This window comes from Flavobacterium salmonis, assembly GCF_903819435.1.
In the GTDB taxonomy this organism is placed as follows: domain Bacteria; phylum Bacteroidota; class Bacteroidia; order Flavobacteriales; family Flavobacteriaceae; genus Flavobacterium; species Flavobacterium chungangense.
In genome coordinates, this window is sequence record NZ_CAIJDP010000079.1 from 324634 (window position 1) to 342233 (window position 17600).

General features: G+C 34.4%; 12 protein-coding genes. 9 read left to right on the plus strand and 3 right to left on the minus strand.

Annotated features, from left to right (window positions below; genetic code table 11):
* Positions 1 to 16: 16 nt before the first annotated feature.
* From FLACHUCJ7_RS17765 to FLACHUCJ7_RS17790, 6 genes are all read left to right on the plus strand, one after another.
* Complete coding sequence (locus tag FLACHUCJ7_RS17765; RefSeq protein WP_180909847.1) at positions 17 to 1120, plus strand: FecR family protein; 1104 nt, start codon at positions 17 to 19, stop codon at positions 1118 to 1120.
* Between the two features lie 12 nt (positions 1121 to 1132).
* On the plus strand, positions 1133 to 4480 hold the full coding sequence (locus FLACHUCJ7_RS17770) for a SusC/RagA family TonB-linked outer membrane protein (protein WP_180909848.1): 3348 nt from the start codon (positions 1133 to 1135) through the stop codon (positions 4478 to 4480).
* Between the two features lie 4 nt (positions 4481 to 4484).
* Positions 4485 to 5972: a RagB/SusD family nutrient uptake outer membrane protein gene (locus FLACHUCJ7_RS17775; RefSeq protein ID WP_180909849.1), complete on the plus strand. Its 1488-nt coding sequence runs from the start codon at positions 4485 to 4487 to the stop codon at positions 5970 to 5972.
* Positions 5959 to 7425, plus strand: coding sequence for a hypothetical protein (locus tag FLACHUCJ7_RS17780; protein WP_180909850.1), 1467 nt, complete (start codon positions 5959 to 5961; stop codon positions 7423 to 7425). The genes FLACHUCJ7_RS17775 and FLACHUCJ7_RS17780 overlap by 14 nt, the downstream gene beginning before the upstream one ends.
* Before the next feature lie 2 nt (positions 7426 to 7427).
* Complete coding sequence (locus FLACHUCJ7_RS17785) at positions 7428 to 8576, plus strand: cytochrome-c peroxidase (RefSeq protein WP_180909851.1); 1149 nt, start codon at positions 7428 to 7430, stop codon at positions 8574 to 8576.
* Between the two features lie 455 nt (positions 8577 to 9031).
* Positions 9032 to 9682 (plus strand): ELWxxDGT repeat protein, encoded by a 651-nt coding sequence (locus FLACHUCJ7_RS17790; RefSeq protein ID WP_230408864.1) that lies wholly within the window; start codon positions 9032 to 9034, stop codon positions 9680 to 9682.
* 356 nt (positions 9683 to 10038) lie between these two features.
* Here the strand turns inward: FLACHUCJ7_RS17790 and FLACHUCJ7_RS17800 are convergent, their stop codons facing one another.
* Complete coding sequence (locus FLACHUCJ7_RS17800) at positions 10039 to 10254, minus strand: hypothetical protein (RefSeq protein WP_180909852.1); 216 nt, start codon at positions 10252 to 10254, stop codon at positions 10039 to 10041.
* Positions 10255 to 10303: 49 nt separating this feature from the next.
* On the opposite strand from FLACHUCJ7_RS17800, the gene FLACHUCJ7_RS17805 reads away from it, so the two are divergent.
* From FLACHUCJ7_RS17805 to FLACHUCJ7_RS17815, 3 genes are all read left to right on the plus strand, one after another.
* Positions 10304 to 10519, plus strand: a complete 216-nt coding sequence (locus tag FLACHUCJ7_RS17805) for a T9SS type A sorting domain-containing protein (RefSeq protein ID WP_180909853.1) — start codon at positions 10304 to 10306, stop codon at positions 10517 to 10519.
* Positions 10520 to 11183: 664 nt separating this feature from the next.
* Entirely contained in the window at positions 11184 to 12296 is a 1113-nt protein-coding gene (locus tag FLACHUCJ7_RS17810) for a glycosyltransferase (RefSeq protein ID WP_180909854.1), read from the plus strand.
* 6 nt (positions 12297 to 12302) lie between these two features.
* Entirely contained in the window at positions 12303 to 13124 is an 822-nt protein-coding gene (locus FLACHUCJ7_RS17815; RefSeq protein WP_110305205.1) for a polysaccharide deacetylase family protein, read from the plus strand.
* Positions 13125 to 13272: 148 nt separating this feature from the next.
* Here the strand turns inward: FLACHUCJ7_RS17815 and FLACHUCJ7_RS17820 are convergent, their stop codons facing one another.
* Complete coding sequence (locus FLACHUCJ7_RS17820) at positions 13273 to 15123, minus strand: rhamnogalacturonan lyase (RefSeq protein ID WP_180909855.1); 1851 nt, start codon at positions 15121 to 15123, stop codon at positions 13273 to 13275.
* A gap of 199 nt (positions 15124 to 15322) precedes the next feature.
* Complete coding sequence (locus tag FLACHUCJ7_RS17825) at positions 15323 to 17518, minus strand: hypothetical protein (RefSeq protein ID WP_180909856.1); 2196 nt, start codon at positions 17516 to 17518, stop codon at positions 15323 to 15325.
* Positions 17519 to 17600 lie beyond the last annotated feature (82 nt).

Here is a 17600-nt window from a genome sequence, read left to right on the forward strand (position 1 = left end):
GTTTAAAACTCAAAGTATGACATCAGAAATCATTTATAAGTACTTATCAAAGGAAGCCTCAGAGCAGGAAGTTCAAACTCTTTTTGAATGGATTGAAGCTTCTGAAGAAAATAAGAAGCAGTTCATCATTATAAAGAAGACCTGGGTACTTACAGCTTTAACAAAAGATATTTCTGCCGATACTGCTCCGGTAATTAAAATTAAACCAAAAAATAAGACTCGTAAATATTTTCAATATGCTGCCGTCTTTATTGTATTACTTGGTTTAGTGAAAATAGCCTTCAATTTCAACCAAAGAGCAAAAAATTCAAAAGAAATTGTACTTGAACTTGGCAATGGTCAGACAGAATATATCACAAAAAACAATCACAGCAACTTAGTTAATGATAAAGGCGAACTGATTGCAAAAAAACTTCCCGGTCAAATTGTTTACTTTGGAAAAACAAAAGATGACGAAGTTATATACAACTTACTTAAAGTTCCTTATGGCAAAACATTTAAACTTACACTTTCAGACGGAACTATTGTAAACCTGAACTCCGGAACCACTTTACGCTATCCTGAACAGTTTGGAATTAACGGAAAAAGAACTGTTTATTTAACTGGAGAAGCTTTTTTTGAAGTAACTAAAGACAAAGAACATCCTTTTATAGTAAACTCAAATCAGGTAGATATTGAGGTTTTGGGTACTAAATTTAATGTGAGTGCTTATCCTGAAAATCCTTCTGTTAATAGTGTTTTGGTTGAAGGAAGTATTCAGATGTATGAAACTCAAAATCCATCGAATTCTGTATTGCTGAAACCAAACCAAATGGCTACATGGCAAAACAGTACGAAGAAAATCACAACAAAGTCTGTCGATTCTGCTTTTTATTCTACATGGACAAAAGGCGAGCTTACTTTTCATGATACCCCGTTCTCAACTATTGCGAAAATAATTCAGCGAACCTATGATGTTGAAATTATCAATAAAAATTCGGATTTGGCCAAACAGAATTTTACCGGGACAATTAAAATTAGTGAATCGAGCGTCGAAAACATTTTAGAACTCCTAAAACGTGACACCCCGTTTGATTACACAATTAACCAAAATACCATTACCATTAACAACCTTCCATAACTTATTAAAAATATGACGTTTACAAAAATTTATTCAAGAAAAATTATATTTTTCTTAGCCATTTTTTTATCCTGTTTTAAAGGTTTTTCGCAAAAAAAGCCGATTACGTTACATTTTAACAACGAACCTATAAGTCTGATTATCAAATCTATTGAAGGCCAAACAGATTTCAGGATTATTTACAATGCAAAAAAAATTGATACAGATCAAAAAGCCAGTATCAATGTGAATAATGCCTCCTTGGAAACTGTTTTGACAAAACTATTCAAAGGCAGAAATATTTCATTTTACATCCAGAAAAAACAGGTTTTATTAACTAGCTCTGCTCCTGCCTCTGCAGATAGTTCAGACGAAACAGAAAGAACAATCAAAGGAATTGTACTAAGTGCTAAAGATAGCTCGCCGCTATCAGGAGCTACTGTAATGGTAAAAGGAACCGGGAGAGGCGCCATAACCGATTTTGACGGACGATTTATCTACCAGTTAAGAGAAAAAGACATTAATAATGTTGTACTTCAGGTTGTGCTTCTGGGAATGATAACTCAAAATCAAGAAGTTGGACATAAAAATAATTTTACTTTTTACATGGAAGAAGCTATAGATGAACTAAATCCAGTTATTATTACATCTTCTTATGGGACAAAAAAGCTAAAAGAGGAAATTGTAGGGAGTATTTCAACTATAACGGCAAAAGATATCCCTGTGCATCAAGCCTCAGAAAGTATTGATAAAATGCTTGAAGGGCAAATGGCTGGTGTTTTAGTTGAAAATACTTCTGGCGTTGGCGGACCTGTAAAAATTAATATTCGTGGAGAAGGGACCATAAAATCCTTAAATAGTTCAATTTTAAACACTTCAACACAACCCTTAATTATTGTAGACGGTGTCATTATGAGTGAGCAGTCTGGCATTGACAATGAATACTTTGATGGCGGAAGGTTTTCGGAAGGATTGTCAAATCCGTTAGCGAAAATTTCTTCGGATAATATCGAAAGCTGGACTGTATTAAAAGATGCTGCTGCTGTAGGTATTTATGGAGCTGATGGTGCGAATGGTGTAATTTTAATTACCACCAAAAAAGGGCAACAAGGAAACACTAAATTTACTTTTTCAAATCAATTAGGAGTTTCATCGGCAATCAATCAAATTAAATATTTGAACGGAGAACAATACACAGAACTTCGAAATACATACTTAAAAAATACAACACCCGGCTACGTTGCTGTACCTTATAATGGTATCAATACAGATTGGTTTGATTTATTAAACCAAACCGGAATTTACAACAAATACAATTTTAGCGTTTCCGGAGCAACTTCTAAATTCTCCTACCGAAACAATCTTACTTATCTAAATATTGACGAGCCACAATTAGGCAATACGACCAAACAATTGAATGGTGGAATCAATTTAGGGTTTCAATCTTCAAAATGGAATGTCAATTTGTCTTTAAACCCAAGTTTAATTAAAAAAGACGAACCTAATACTTTTTATGATTTTGCTTATATCCCTACGCTGTCTCCTTATAATGAAGACGGAACTTATTCGATGCTTGGGGTTTCAGGGGGAAATACCGGAGGGAATCCATTAGCAGCTATTGAACAAAACAAAAATGAAACCGAAAGTTTTGGACTTCTTGGTAGCTTAAACATTGGATATAAATTGAGTAAAAATATCAGATTCAATACTTTATTCGGAATAGATTATACTGATAAAACCCAGGACAGATGGTATTCAGGAGATAATGAAAGCGGAAGAAACAACGGAACATTTACTTTAGACGGAGTATCATATAATAACTGGGGGAGAAGACTTTTAAACCAGAGACATACCCAAAAATGGAATTGGCAAGGGCAAATGCTATTTGAAAAGGAAATCAATGAAAACCATAAAATTGACGGAGTTTTAGGCTTTGAACTTGCTGATGAAAATGGAGATTTCAACTATTCTTCAGCTTCTGGATTTGTGAATTATTCTAAAATTCAGAATATTCATGATGCTATTCAGGATGATGATCCGGATACTTTAATAGATGAAACAAATGGAAGACAAACTGTTGGAAGTGAAATAAGCAATGCCTCCAGAGTTTCTGCATTTGCTCAGCTTAACTATAATTACAAAAAGAAATATTATGCGTTATTCAATATCCGACGTGATCAGAGTTCTGTTTTTGGTGATGATTCGGATGTAGCTTTAAATAGTAGTGGTGGATTGGCATGGGTTATCAGTAACGAAAACTTCCTGAAATCAAATTCATGGATCGATTTATTAAAGCTAAAAGCAAGTTATGGTTCGACAGGTAATTCCAGAATTGGTTCTTACCGATCTAAAGGACTTTATAACATTACACAAAACGGATATAATGGTTCAGCAGATGTTACTCCGGGTGCCTCTCCAAACGGAAAATTAAGCTGGGAAAAAAACCTGAAATTCAATGCCGGAATTGATTTTAATATTTTTAAACGAATTGAACTTACTTTCGAATACTATTACGATAACAAGGAGGATATGATTACCGGCCGTAACATTCCGACAGAATTAGGATATGGTACGATGCAGCTCAATGCTTCAAGTATGTACAATAAGGGTTTTGAATTTACGACCAGAATAAACTGGTTTAAAAAAGACAACTTTAAATGGGTAAGTTCCTTTAATATCTCTACTGTTCAAAACGAAGTAACCAATTTAATAGGTTTAGGAAGTGCTTATTCTGTATCTAATCTGGCTCTTGCTCAAAAAGTAGGTTACAGTACAACCACTATTTGGGGCGTAAACTGGATTGGTGTTGATCCGGCGACTGGACGTGATTTGATTAGAAAAGATGGTAAAGTTTATGATGCTGCAACTTACGACAGTTTGTTTACAGAAGCTGACTGGCAACCTATTGGCGATACAAGAGCAGATGCTTTTGGTGGTTTTAGTAATTCTATCACATTTAATCAAATTACTTTTTCATTTAATGGCTCTTTTCAATGGGGCGGAGATAAATTAATAGCCGATCAGATTATTTCAAAAACCAACACGACTTCTAACCGAAATATGTCTGTTAATGCTTATGACTATTGGAGGAATCCGGGAGATATTGTTACTCAGCCTGCTCCGAGTAATAATACTTTAATAGCTAACATGAGTAAGTATGTTTATGATGCGACTTTCATTAAAATCAATAACATAACACTTAGCTATAATGTTCCTGTTAAAAAAACCTTTTTGGATAGTCTGACCATTTTTGGAGATATTACAAATGCATTGTATTGGTACAAAGAAAAAAGTCCTTCTGGTATGAATGGTATCCGCGAATTAAGCTACAATTATCCACAAGCCAGAACAATTTCTTTAGGAATTAACACTAGATTTTAAGAAGATGAATGATTTAAAAAACATATACCGATTTAAATTTACGATGCTTTTAGCAGTACTTTTTTTATTGCAAAGCTGCAGCGATTTTTTAGAACAAGAACCAGGTACACAAATTTCTATTAACGAACAACTCAGCACAAAAGCTGGTATTTTACAAGCTCTTAACGGAACTTACAGAGAGCTGGAAGCTAATGTCAGAGGTGAGCGTTTTGCAGTTTATGCTGATGTTCAGGGCGGAAATTTAAAATTTACCCCTTACCCTACTACAAGATCTTCTGGCAAGGGTGAAATCGTTACCCCGACTAATATTCAAAATGTATATTCTTTTAATGACAACGCTAATCAGTCTAATTTCGTTAGTTTTTACAGTGATAGTTACGATATCATCAACCAGTCTAATTTGATTCTAGAATTTACGGATGCTTTAAAAGACGCTACTGAAAGTGAAAAAAATCAAATCAAAGCTGAAGCTTTAACCATAAGAGCATATTCACACTTTTTGTTGATTGAAATATATAGCCAAAACTATAGTTATACCAATGACGCCTCGCATTTAGGAATCATCTACAATACGGAGTCCATAACAAAAGGGTTAAAATACCCAGCCAGAGAAACTGCTGCCAGAACCTATACCTTAATTGTTGAGGATATTACAACAGCCTTAAATTTATATTCAAACATTCAACTTTCATCAGGACCTGCTTATTCTTATTTCAATATAAATAGTGCAAAAGCTTTATTATCGAGAGTGTATCTAGCAAAAAATGACTGGCAAAATGCATATGCAACTGCAAATGATGTCATAACAAATTCAGGTGTATCGTTAATGAGTTCAGCTGATTATATTGCGCAATGGGAAAAAACTGATACTCCTGTTTCAGAAATTTTACTGGAGTTTTCAATCTCCAGAGATGCTACTACCGGAACTGTCGGAGGCTCTATGTTTGCTTATTTTGGCTATACTTCTCCAACTGTTTTTAATAATTATGTTGCTTCACAGGATTTATTGAATTTGTACTCAGCTTCGGATATTCGAAAACAACTGTTTTTAGAAAGGCCAATTCAAACATTAATAAACAATCAACTGGTAAGTGTGAATTATTATTTCACTAAAAAATTTCAAGACAATGCAGCTTATGTTGCCTTCAGACTAAGTGAGCAATACTTAATTCGTGCCGAAGCTGCATTAAAGTTAAATAACCCAGATCAGACGAAAACTGACATTAATGTTCTTAGGGAAAGAGCAAACGCAGATTTACTTGCAGATTCGGAAGATTTAGAAGAAGCCATCTTTTTAGAACGAAGAAAAGAACTTTGCTTTGAAGGACATTTATTTTTTGACATAGCCAGAAATCATAAAAATATTTCCAGAAATGACGGCTGCATTGCCCTTAGTTGCGGACTTACCTACCCATCACCCAAATTTATTTTACCAATACCACGCAATAATATTAACCTTAACGCAAATTTAAAACAAAATGAATCTTATTAAAACTATAGGTATCCTGAGTGTTTTTGTAGCCCTTTATTCTTGTTCAAAAGATGATTACAACTTAGATTCAAGAAGTGTTGATCCTTTTGTGCGTTTTAACTTTATTACTTCATCAGCTGGTGTTCCTTTAGAATACCCAGAAGTCAATACAGGGCGTGTTCCGGTAAATACTTATGAAAACAAATCAGTTAAAACCTTAAAAGTTCCGGTTACTTTAACTTCGACAACTTTAAAATCTCCGGTAACTGTTGATTTTAGCACCCTAATTTCGGGAGAAGCAGATAGCTTTAAAATTGAGCATGCAAACGAATTAGTTTTTGAAGGTAATAAACTAACCGATACTATTTTTATTTCTTTCGATAAAAGATGGCAGAATAAACAGACTATTACTTTCAAATTAGAAGATGTATCGGATCCATTAGTTCATATTGGAAACTTAAATACTGAAGCTCTCAATGCTATTTTTACTATTAACTTAGGAGAAATAAATACGGTATACACTTTCCCCGTAAATGAGTTTTTTATTAAAGGAGAAATTGGTGAAACAATCGATTTCAAAGTTAATTTCCCCAATGGCTTTGTTCCTTCAGAAATTGAAAATTTGGAAATATTTAGTTTCGTAAATGGATTTGACTATTCCTTAACGCACGATGATTTTGGAGATAATAGAAGCTCTATAAATTATCATTTAACTCTTTTAGAAGATTTACAAAACGATGACATTCGCTATCAATCCTTTATTATACTTAACAATACTGAAGAATACGCAACCAAAGGCAACACTATTTTGCAGATTACCAAACCTATAAAAACCCCAAGAGATGTTCAGGCCAACCCGGCAGCTAATTTTTATAATTTATCTGATACTTTTTACCGCACTTATGGGGCACATTGGTTTGACAGAAACGGAACATGCGCCTGGGTCAATTTTAATGCTTTTACATTTCCGATTGTGGTTACAAAAGACAATCCTGACGCTATTCAATACATCGGACAGAACACTGCAGATCCTTCAGATGATGTCTATCATGATGCTTTTAAAATTGGATTTAATGTAGTAACCGGAAACTCTACAACCAATTCCTTTGGGCTAAAAGACTGGTTTACGAATGAGTCTACTGATGCTGTAAACTCTCCCGGATTTAATATTACATCAGCTCTGGAATTTTTTCCAGATAACAGAAACAGCAAAACGAGCGGCAGTGTCTTAGTAATTCCTAAATTTATTACGGTTGCCGGCAAAAACGGAAATAGTCATAATATTTTTATTTCCGGAGAAGGAACTTACAAACAAATGCCAAATGGATTTTATGAAATTTCATTCGAATTGCAGCTTAAAAATGATAAACTATTTGGAGGAACAGTATCTTCCCAATATCGAATTTACAACAAAACCGGATTTCCGACTTTACCACCCTTAAGTGAATCTTGTTTAAAAGCAGTTGAATTATAATTATGAAGGAAAAAAAATTAATAATACCGGTCTTATTGCTATTAAGCCTAACAGCATACAAAAGCATTGAAGAACCTGAATACACCGATATTCAGGAATTACGAAAGCTATATTCCAGTGGTGACTCTTCAAAATGGCCTGCTGCAGAATTACATGAAAGCATCGACAAATCTAAATTTCAGGATATCGGGGTACTTCCTGATGTTCCTTATCCTGCTTACAATCCGTATTCTAAAGAAAAAGAAAGTCTGGGCAAAGTATTATTTTTTGATCCAAGATTATCCAACAGCGGACAAATTGCCTGTGCTTCCTGCCATAATCCGGAATTAGGATGGACCGATAACCTGACCCGTTCTTTTGGTCATGACCGCCAGACCGGAAAACGAAATTCGATGACTATTTTAAATTCGGCTTATGCAACTTCTTTATTTTGGGATGGTCGTGCTAAGAGTTTAGAAGATCAGGCACAATTTCCTGTAGGTGATCCTTTAGAAATGAACGAAAAACTTACGATTGCAGTAAGTAAAATCGGAAAAATAAAAGGCTACAATCCTCTTTTTGAAGCTGCTTTTGGAGATAAAAAAGTGACTCTTGAGCGAATTCAGTATGCGATTGCCACATTCGAAAGATCGATTAACAGTCCAAAAAGTAAATTCGATCATTTCGTTAGCGGAAAATCAGAGGCTTACACCGATCAACAGGTAAAAGGACTGCATTTGTTCAGAACCAAAGCACAATGTATCAACTGTCACAATACTCCTTATTTCAGTGACAACCAGTTTCATAATGACGGACAGGTTTTATTCGGAACCAAAAATGAAGATTTCGGCCGTTACAATGTGACCAAAGATGTAAAAGATATTGGAAAATTCAGAACGCCTACGCTTCGTGAAGTGGTGAATACCAGACCATGGATGCATCATGGGCATTTTCCAACTTTATTGGATGTTGTAGAACTTTACAATTTAGGCAACCCTTCTCCTGTTCAGAAAAAATACCTGGGAACGCCACGTGATTCTTTAATCCCAAAGGTAGATCCAATGCTTAAAAAGTTAAGCTTAAGCAAAGAAGAAATGAGTGACTTATTGGCCTTTATCGAAACTTTAAGTACGCCAACGAGAAGAATTATGGCTCCGGATCTTCCTAAATAATTTTAGTAAAATTTAATATCGAAACTATTATGAATGAATTAATTGCCCCATTTGAAACAGGTTTATTTCTATATCAACTTTGCGTTTTATTATATCTGATCCTAACTCCTCTTGCAATATTCTATATTATAAAAGACCGACATAAATTTAAACAACCTTATGTTTTGATTTTTCTTGTTATTGTCTTTCCGCTTATTGTCTCAATACCCGCAATAATTGCGCTTAACATCAAAAAAGTAAAATCATAACCTCTTTATAATTTCATTAAAAAAATTCAACTCTTTATACGTACATTAATTTGATACCACTCAAATATGAAAAACAAATACCTTTTTTTATTATTAATATCCGCCCTGTCGTTTGGGCAAATTAGTCAGGTGAAAGACATAAATCCCGGAAGTGCTAATTCTGTCGCAAATTCATGAAGTCCTTCCACTTTCTTTGATTACAATGGAATATTATATTTTAGAGCAAATAATGGTACAGATGGTGTAGAATTATGGAAATCTGATGGTACTTCAAATGGAACACTAATGGTCAAAAATATCAATCCTGTTGTAAGTACTACTTCAAATTCAAATCCATCCAATTTTATAGCTTTTAATAATCAAATTTATTTTACGGCTACAACTGGTACAACACTAAATGGTTCAGAACTTTGGAAAACTGATGGAACAGAATTAGGCACAGTAATGGTTAAAGATATAAATCCTGGTACAGCCAATGGAAATCCGCAAAACTTCACTATAATTAATCCAACGACAATGCTTTTTACTGCAAGTGGTATTGATCCTAGCAATAAAGATAACGATGGTGGAAACGAACTATGGACAACAGATGGAACGAATGTTAGTAATGTCGTTGATTACACCGGCACACTCAATACTATAGTTTGGATAGAAAACCTAAACGGCACTGCTGTTTTAGCACAAACCGTTGATCAAGGCAGAGAATTATACACATCTGATGGTACTAAAGCCAATACTAAAATAATTAAAAATATTAATCCGTTAACAGCTAGTGGTGTTTCAGGAACAAGTTATATTAAAAATGGGAATACTATTTATTTTCAGGGAAATGACGGTACAACAGGGGCTTCATTATAGAAAACAGACGGAACTGAAGGAGGAACTAAAGCTGTAAAAGACAATCTTGGAAATAATGTTTTATCACCTTCAAATTTTGGAAATTCGAGTGACAACATTACATATTTTAGATCTACGACAACAACAAGTGGAGTAGAATTATGGAAAACGGATGGGACTCCTGAGGGAACTTCTCAAGTTACAGAAATAAATCCTGGAGCAGGTAACTCAAATCCCACTCAAATCCAATCGATAAACGGTGTTGTTTACTTCTTTGCATCGGTTAACGGAACTAATTATCATTTCTACAAATACGAAAATAATCTTTTAACAAAATTATACGATTTTAATGCTGTATTAGCTACGGTATCTACTGACTACGTAGAATTAAACGGAAAAATATATTTTGCGGCCGATAGTGATGGAGATACTTTTAGAGAATTATGGCAAACTGATGATACTTCAGCAGGTACAATTTTAGTTAGTTCTCTGGTTTCAGGAAGCATTAATCCAACAGGAGTTAGCAGTTTAACGAAAGTAGGAAATAAACTGTTTTTTGCAGCTACCGGAAATGACGGACAGGAACTTTTCACCTACACTCCTCCTACCCTTTCTGTAAAAGATCAGGATAAGTTAGAAGTTGTGGCGGTATATCCAAACCCTTCTGATGGAAATTTCTTTATCAATAATGCTGATAATGAAAATATACAATACGAAGTGTTTGATGTATTAGGTAAAAAACAAGCTGCCGGTAAAACGAATAACAATTCACTTCATTTAAATTTAAAAACTGGCTTATATATTTTAAAACTGAGTAAAAACCATCAGACTTCAACCACGAAAATAGTAATCAAATAGTTTTCAATAGTAAAACAAAGTTTGTTTTTTGCCCCAATAAATCACAAATCTAAAAGTCCGTTTCATGAATTTGAAACGGACTTTTTTATTTTGATATAAACTTTACTTCTTAGCAACTAAAACAATATTAGGTTTTGGAACCAGTTGCTTACCACTCCTAAATAAAAACCTTTATGAGGCGGCTGATTGTACACTATATTTTACCATGTAACACTCAAACGTAAGTAAGTTAATTGACTTTGGCTCATCCCCTATTTTATTACCTTTCATATCATATAAAAACAGAGAACCAGACCACAAGCATTGGACACCTTTTCTTATCGGATCGATATTAGAGTCTGTAATTTATATAATTTATTAAAAAACGTATCACCAGCAAAAGGCTAGAATCTGCCTGAACCTTTCTCTAAATCAAATATCGTAATATTTGCAATGTCAGGATTTATAAAAAAGCGAACTAAACCTATTAGCTCGCTTTTTTGCAAAACCTGATATAAAAAATCCCCTATTTTCAAACGGTTTTAAGTTAAGAAATTTTGAAGCTTTCAGTGTATAATCAGGGTAATCTTATTTTAAGTAATTCTTAAGATAACTTTTTTGGTATGAAAGAGTTTACAATTCAAAAAACTATTACTTTCGCAGAAGGAAAAGACCTCTCAAAATTATGCGCATACTACACTTTACTTCTTCGCTTGGCTGGAGAGGACACGAGCAAATGATAATAGACATTTTTGAGTCTTTGAGAGATAATAATTTTGTAAAAGACCAAATGATTATTTGTCCCAAAGATTCTGAGATATTTAAGGTTGCCATAAAAAAAAACTTAAAGGTTTTAGGAGTCGATTTTAAATCTGAGTACAGCCTTGGTCTTGCTAAGAAATTTAAAAATGAGGCCAATAAATTTCAACCGGATATTTCATTTCTTCATAATAGTAAAGCACATACTATTGCTGTATTGGCCGCAATGGTTTTTGGATTAAAAACACCAATGGTTTTGTTTAGAACCCTGATAAAAAATGTGGGGACAAATTTCTTCAGAAAATATAAATACAATTACAAGTCAATAAAAAAAATTGTTTGTATATCAGATCCTGTATCAGATATACTGAAACTATCTATAAAAGATCATACAAAGTTAACTGTTATAGGCAGTGTTGTGGATACTGATAAATTTATATTCAGCTCTAAAAATGGTTTCCTTCATCAGGAATTTAATATTCCTTTAGATTATAAAATAATTGGTAATGTTTCTGCTTTTTGTAAAGTAAAAGACCATTTTACCTGGGTAAATACTGTTGAAGAATTATATAATAGAGGTGTAAAGGCAAAATATGTTTTGATTGGTGAAGGATCTTTGCAGAATGAAATAAAAGACTATGTCCGTTCAAAGGGACTGGAAAATGAAATTATTTTTACAGGTTTTAGAAATGATGTATATAAATGTCTTCCGGATTTCGATTTGTTTTTATTTACATCTAAAAATGAAGCAACCGGAGGAGTAATTCTGGAAAGTTATGCGTGCAAAGTTCCGGTTGTAGCAGCAAATGCAGGTGGAATACCAACAGTTTTGATAAATAATGAAACCGGTTTACTTGCAGAAGCTGGAAATTCTATTGATTTTGCAAACAAAGTAGAAACACTTATTGATAATACTATAATGAGAGATAAATTTGTTCAAAAAGGATTTGATTTTTTGATGAGTACCTCTACACGCTTAATTATTGGTACTGAAATATTAAGTGTAATTAATGAAGTAGCTACTAATCTCGTAATTTAAAAAAGTATGATTTATATTGTTTCTGTTTTAATTGTCTTATTACTATTGTTTTTAATCGTAATAAATATCCAGTTTAAATTATTTTACCCTTCTAAAAATAAATTAAGAATTTTAGAATATCATTCTATTTCAACAAATGGTTTTGAAGATCAGATTACAATTAAAAAAGATAAAATAATTGAACAATTTGAGTATCTTAAAAAAAATAATTATCAAACATTATGGCTTTCAGAGGTTGATGCTTTAAAAAATAATAAGCAAAAATTACCCAAAAAAGCAATTGTACTTACTTTTGATGATGGTTTTTTAGACAATTATACAGAACTATATCCTCTACTAAAAGAGTATGATTTTAAAGCAGTCTGTTTTATGGTGCTTGGAAGGATTGGGCAGAAAGTAGATTGGAATGGAAAATTTATAAGTGATAATATGCAATTGATGAACAAAGAACAGTTGTTAGCAATTGGCTCTCATATTGAGTTAGGTTATCATACTTTTAAGCATGATAATTATGCTCATTTATCACTGGAAGACATAGAAAAGGATTTACAACTTTGTCAGGAAATAATCGCAAAAGAAAATTTAAATGTTTTTCCTGCCTTAGCGTATACTTTTGGAGGGTATTATAGAAAAAAAGGACCTAAACAAGAGCAGTTTTTCGAATTACTAAAAAAATACGGAATTAAATATGGACTTAGAATAGGGAACAGAATTAATGTATTTCCGATGAAAGCCATTTATGAAGTACAACGAATTGATATCCGGGGAAAAGATTCATTCGAGACTTTTAAAAAGAAAATACTATTAGGAAGAAGAAAATTATTCTAAGAAATGTATAATTTAAAAAAGGGTTAAGCTTTATTTAAAAGCTGACCCTTTTTTTATTATCCTAAAACTGTTACTGACAGATATTGTTTGGTACTTTTATCTTTAGTACAAAAACAATACATTTTTTAATCCAGATTATTTTGCTATTTTACTTCAAAGGCATCAAAACAATATTAGGTTTTGGAGCCTTCTGCATGCCGCTTCCAAAATAAAAACCGGTATGAGGCGGCTGGTTGTATCCTACATTTTGCCAGGCAATACTCAAACGATACTGCGGATCATGCATTAAAGTATATTGCCTTACATCAGTTGGAATTATGGTGGAATAGATTCGTAATTCGGTATTGTCTGCGCTTCTTAAAATCAGTTCTTCTCTCCAGTCGCCAAAAATATCCGCAGAAAGCGCCGGTGTTGATTTTGTACCATTATTCGATACAGCTCCCGTTGCTGTGAACAACCTTCCTTTTCTATATTTATCAATATAATTTGAATTCAGAATTTCTCTTGAAGTATCTCCATCCCAGTAAATCAAAAAGTTAATTGATTTTGGTGCATCCCCTATTTTATTTCCTTTCATATCATATAAAAACTTAGAACCGGACCACCAGCATTGTGCGCCTTTTCGGGCTGGATCGATATTATCAGCTACTCCTCTCCCAACGTCTTCATTGGGAGAATCCGTAAATAGAACTTTCCCGTCTGCTGCTGAAAACACAGCTACACCCGGACCGGTAGTTTTATTTTCAATCTCATGTATTCCAAATGCTTCTAAGCCAGGAAAATCCAAATCTAAATCTGAAACATGCAGCGCATCTCCGTGCCTGAAACCTGTCGTATACAATCCTTTGCCATTATCATCTACACACATCGATCCGTAAATGATTTCATCTTTTCCGTCGTTATCTACATCTGCAACTGTAAGTCCGTGATTCCCCATTCCGGAATACGGATTGTCAGCATCTTTACTGTCAAAAAACCATCTTGGCACCAGTTTTTTATTTTTAAAATCAAAAGCTGCTAAAACTGTTCTGCCGTAGTATCCACGGCACATTACCACGCTTGGATGAATGCCATCCAGGTAAGCAATACAAGCGGTAAAACGGTCAATTCTGTTTCCTTTGGTGTCATTTCCTCCGCTACCTCCATGTCCGCCCCAGCCTGCCAAATCACCACGCTCCGGAATATAATCTGTTGTTGTAACCAGCTTTCCGGTTTTTCCATCAAAAACGGAAAGATATTCAGTACCTTTTAAAATTTTCCCGTAAATCGGTGATTTTGGGTCTCGCTCTACCCAGTCTTTTGAAGTATCTCCTACTACATTCCCTTGACTATCAGTTGTGCCATCTGCTGTTTTGCAAACCAGTTCTGCAATTCCGTCTCCGTCGAGATCATAGACCATAAACTGTGTATAATGTGCCCCTTCGCGAATATTTTTGCCTAAGGTAATCTGCCATAAAAATTTTCCGTCTAAAGTATACGCCTGAAAAATAGGAGGATCCGTAATACCTGTATGCGAATTGTCATGTCCTCTGCCGGTCATATGCACTACCAAATCATATCTTCCGTCTCCGTCTAAATCCCCTGTAGAAAGATCATTCGGAATATAACCCTCAACCGGTTTTATAGCAATTGACAAATAATCCTTGTCCGAACTTGAAGCCGGAATCGTAAAACTTCCTTTGGCTTCTGTTTCTTTTCCTTTTAAAACCGTTTTTACAAACCAGGTATTTTCTTCCTTAGGGTTTGCTTTGGAATCAACAAAATTCGTGGCTCCGGTAATAGGCTCTTCATTTAGTTTTATAGCTTTTTGAACTCCGCTTTTTCGATATAAATTAAAAGCCAGATCATCTGCATCAGTTCCTAAAACACGCCAGCTAATAAAAAACTGTCCTTTGTTTTTAATGGCAATAACGCCACGATCTAAACTTTCCATTTGTCTTTGGGCCAATAAAATGGAACCCGACAAAAGGAATAATGTTACTAAAATTTTATTTTTCATAAATTGGTTTTGGTAGATAAAGTTTTATGCATACTTAGACTGATTTTAGCAGATAAGGTTTATTTGTAAAAAAAATAATCTCGCAAAGTCGCAGAATCGCAAAGTTTTGATTTTACATTTTCTTTGCGTCTTAGCTACTTTGCGAGATTAAAAAAACTTAGCTTCTCAGAATCTTAGCAACTTAGCGTCTTCAAAAAAACTAAAACATCTTCTTAAACCCTTCACTCTTAACCTTCCATGTCCCATCTTTTGGAAAACCAGGATTTTCTATTGTATTTCCCTCCCAGCCGGCGCACATCATCGCAACAGCCGTTAGTAATCCTCCGTTACCCGGAAGATACAACGTTAGTCTTGGCGATTGGTAATTATGTCCGTTTATTAAATACGTATTGGTTACTACATTCATAAAAAGAGCGTCAACTGCTTTTTCAGGCATTTGCAAACGGGCTGCAGACATTGCTGTCATTGGGAAATCCCATCCCCAGGTTTTGTCCCATGACCAGGTATCCCAAACCAAATCGAAAGTATTTTTCATGATTTTTTTATCTAAAAGAGACGTTTCAGGAAGCATCCCGAAAGTTCCTAATACTGACGGATGATCGGTTTTAAACTCCGGATTGGTATACGAATCAGTAGCGCTTTCTGTTGCCAGATAAACATCTTTCGCAATTGGCAATGGCGATAGTTTTTTCAAAACATCTTCCCATTTTTCAGGCACTCTTTGATTTAATTTTTTCTTCCAGCTGATAGCCGTTTTCAAAGCCCAGTTCCAGTATGCTAATTCATACGTAGGATTAAAAGTTTCGATGGCTTTGAATCTTTCCTGCGCAGGAATTACGCCCGGCCCTAAAACGTAACGATTGTTTTTACTGTCGTAATTGGCAAATGAAGCCATAAAATCTGCCGTTGCAAAAACACGTTCGCTATATAAATTCAAAGTTGCTGCTGTTGGTTTCGCCTGATAGATCAAATCGGCGTAGGTAATAAAATGCGGCTGTTGCCAAATCAGGAATGCCCCTACAGACGACGGGCTTTCATTACCATCATAATCTGTCATTTTCTGCCATCTTGCCCCTTCAAAACCTTGTCTTTTGGCAATGTCTTTAGCCTTTGTGAAAATTTTTTGATACCACGGAAGGCTGTTTTCCAGTAATTCAGGTCTGTCCCAAAGTGCAAAATGTACTCCGTGCCACCAATGCATTTCTAAATGCGGCTTTCCGTACCAGCTGTTATAAGTTAACCCCGTTTCCTGTGGCGGAACTTTTCCGGTACATTGTAATTTGGTCAGGTATTGCGAAAGAATTACACGTCGTTCCAATTCATGTGCACGTTTGTCTGTACTTCCTGAAAAATCTACTGCTGCACCGCTTTTCCAAAAGGATTCCCAACCAGCAATACTGCTTTTTTCAATCGCTTCAAAAGAAGGAATTACAGATTTGTTTTTATCTGTTTGAACGAACGAACAACTCAATTCGATTGTATTGCTTTTTGAAGGCTCTACAACAAAATAATGTTTCGCTTTTTCTTTAATCGATGCAGTGCCTTTCCATTTCAAATTAATATCATACGAAATACTGTCCATTACGTGTGTAATTGTAGCTTCTGATTTATTTTTGATTTTCAGATTGCTTTTATAATCTTGTTTTCCGCTCCATTTTTTCCCCATATCAGTCCCCGCAATAGCTACGGCTGAAATACTTACATCCTGTTTTTCTTCCCATTTCGTACCCATATCACCCCATAGTCCTGTTGGAAAAGGGATTCGGACACGAATTTTCAAACGCCCTTGTTGAATTAAATCTGATTCTACTTTAAAGCCTAAAGCATCTTTTGTCTGATCGCAAGCCGTTATCACTTTCACAGAAGTGCCTTCGACCTCAAAATAGCTCTCAATTATTCCTGTCCATAAATTCAGCTTTTGATTAATCGCTTCAATATCTTCCGGCTTTACCAAACTGCCATCTTTTTTGGTGATTTCAAAACCTATATTTCCCAATTGCAATAAATGCGGGTTTTGACGAAACCATTCGACTGCTTCTTTTTTTCGTGCAGGTTCTTTAATTTGTGTTGAATACGAAATCTTACGACCATACTGATCTACGTCTTTTAGAGTCTCAGAAAACTTATAATTCTCCGTATTTTTATAACTGTCCCAACCCCATTCAGATTGTGTTCCCAACGGAATTCCGTTTTGGTATTTTTCAGGAAAACTTTGCAGACCAGTAGCATCAACAGTAAAAGCAAAAGTACCGTTTCCAACTGTCAAGGAAGCTAAAGTATCTATTGCGGTAATTTGAAAATTATGCCTTGTTACCAATGCTTTCCTGTCTATTTTTTGCTGGGCCGACAGGGAAATAGAAAACACAAATGCAATAATTAATTGATATTTTTTCATCTGATATTTAATTTATTTTTTGATCGTTTAAGTTTTAAAAATTATCTAATTATCTAATTGACATATTTTCTAATTTAAAAAT

Excerpts from the sequence above, each read along its gene's own strand:
- FLACHUCJ7_RS17765 (WP_180909847.1), top strand. The coding sequence starts at position 17 with ATGACATCAGAAATCATTTATAAGTACTTATCAAAGGAAGCCTCAGAG.
- FLACHUCJ7_RS17770 (WP_180909848.1), top strand. The coding sequence starts at position 1,133 with ATGACGTTTACAAAAATTTATTCAAGAAAAATTATATTTTTCTTAGCC.
- FLACHUCJ7_RS17775 (WP_180909849.1), top strand. The coding sequence starts at position 4,485 with ATGAATGATTTAAAAAACATATACCGATTTAAATTTACGATGCTTTTA.
- FLACHUCJ7_RS17780 (WP_180909850.1), top strand. The coding sequence starts at position 5,959 with ATGAATCTTATTAAAACTATAGGTATCCTGAGTGTTTTTGTAGCCCTT.
- FLACHUCJ7_RS17785 (WP_180909851.1), top strand. The coding sequence starts at position 7,428 with ATGAAGGAAAAAAAATTAATAATACCGGTCTTATTGCTATTAAGCCTA.
- FLACHUCJ7_RS17810 (WP_180909854.1), top strand. The coding sequence starts at position 11,184 with ATGCGCATACTACACTTTACTTCTTCGCTTGGCTGGAGAGGACACGAG.
- FLACHUCJ7_RS17815 (WP_110305205.1), top strand. The coding sequence starts at position 12,303 with ATGATTTATATTGTTTCTGTTTTAATTGTCTTATTACTATTGTTTTTA.
- FLACHUCJ7_RS17820 (WP_180909855.1), bottom strand. The coding sequence starts at position 15,123 with ATGAAAAATAAAATTTTAGTAACATTATTCCTTTTGTCGGGTTCCATT.
- FLACHUCJ7_RS17825 (WP_180909856.1), bottom strand. The coding sequence starts at position 17,518 with ATGAAAAAATATCAATTAATTATTGCATTTGTGTTTTCTATTTCCCTG.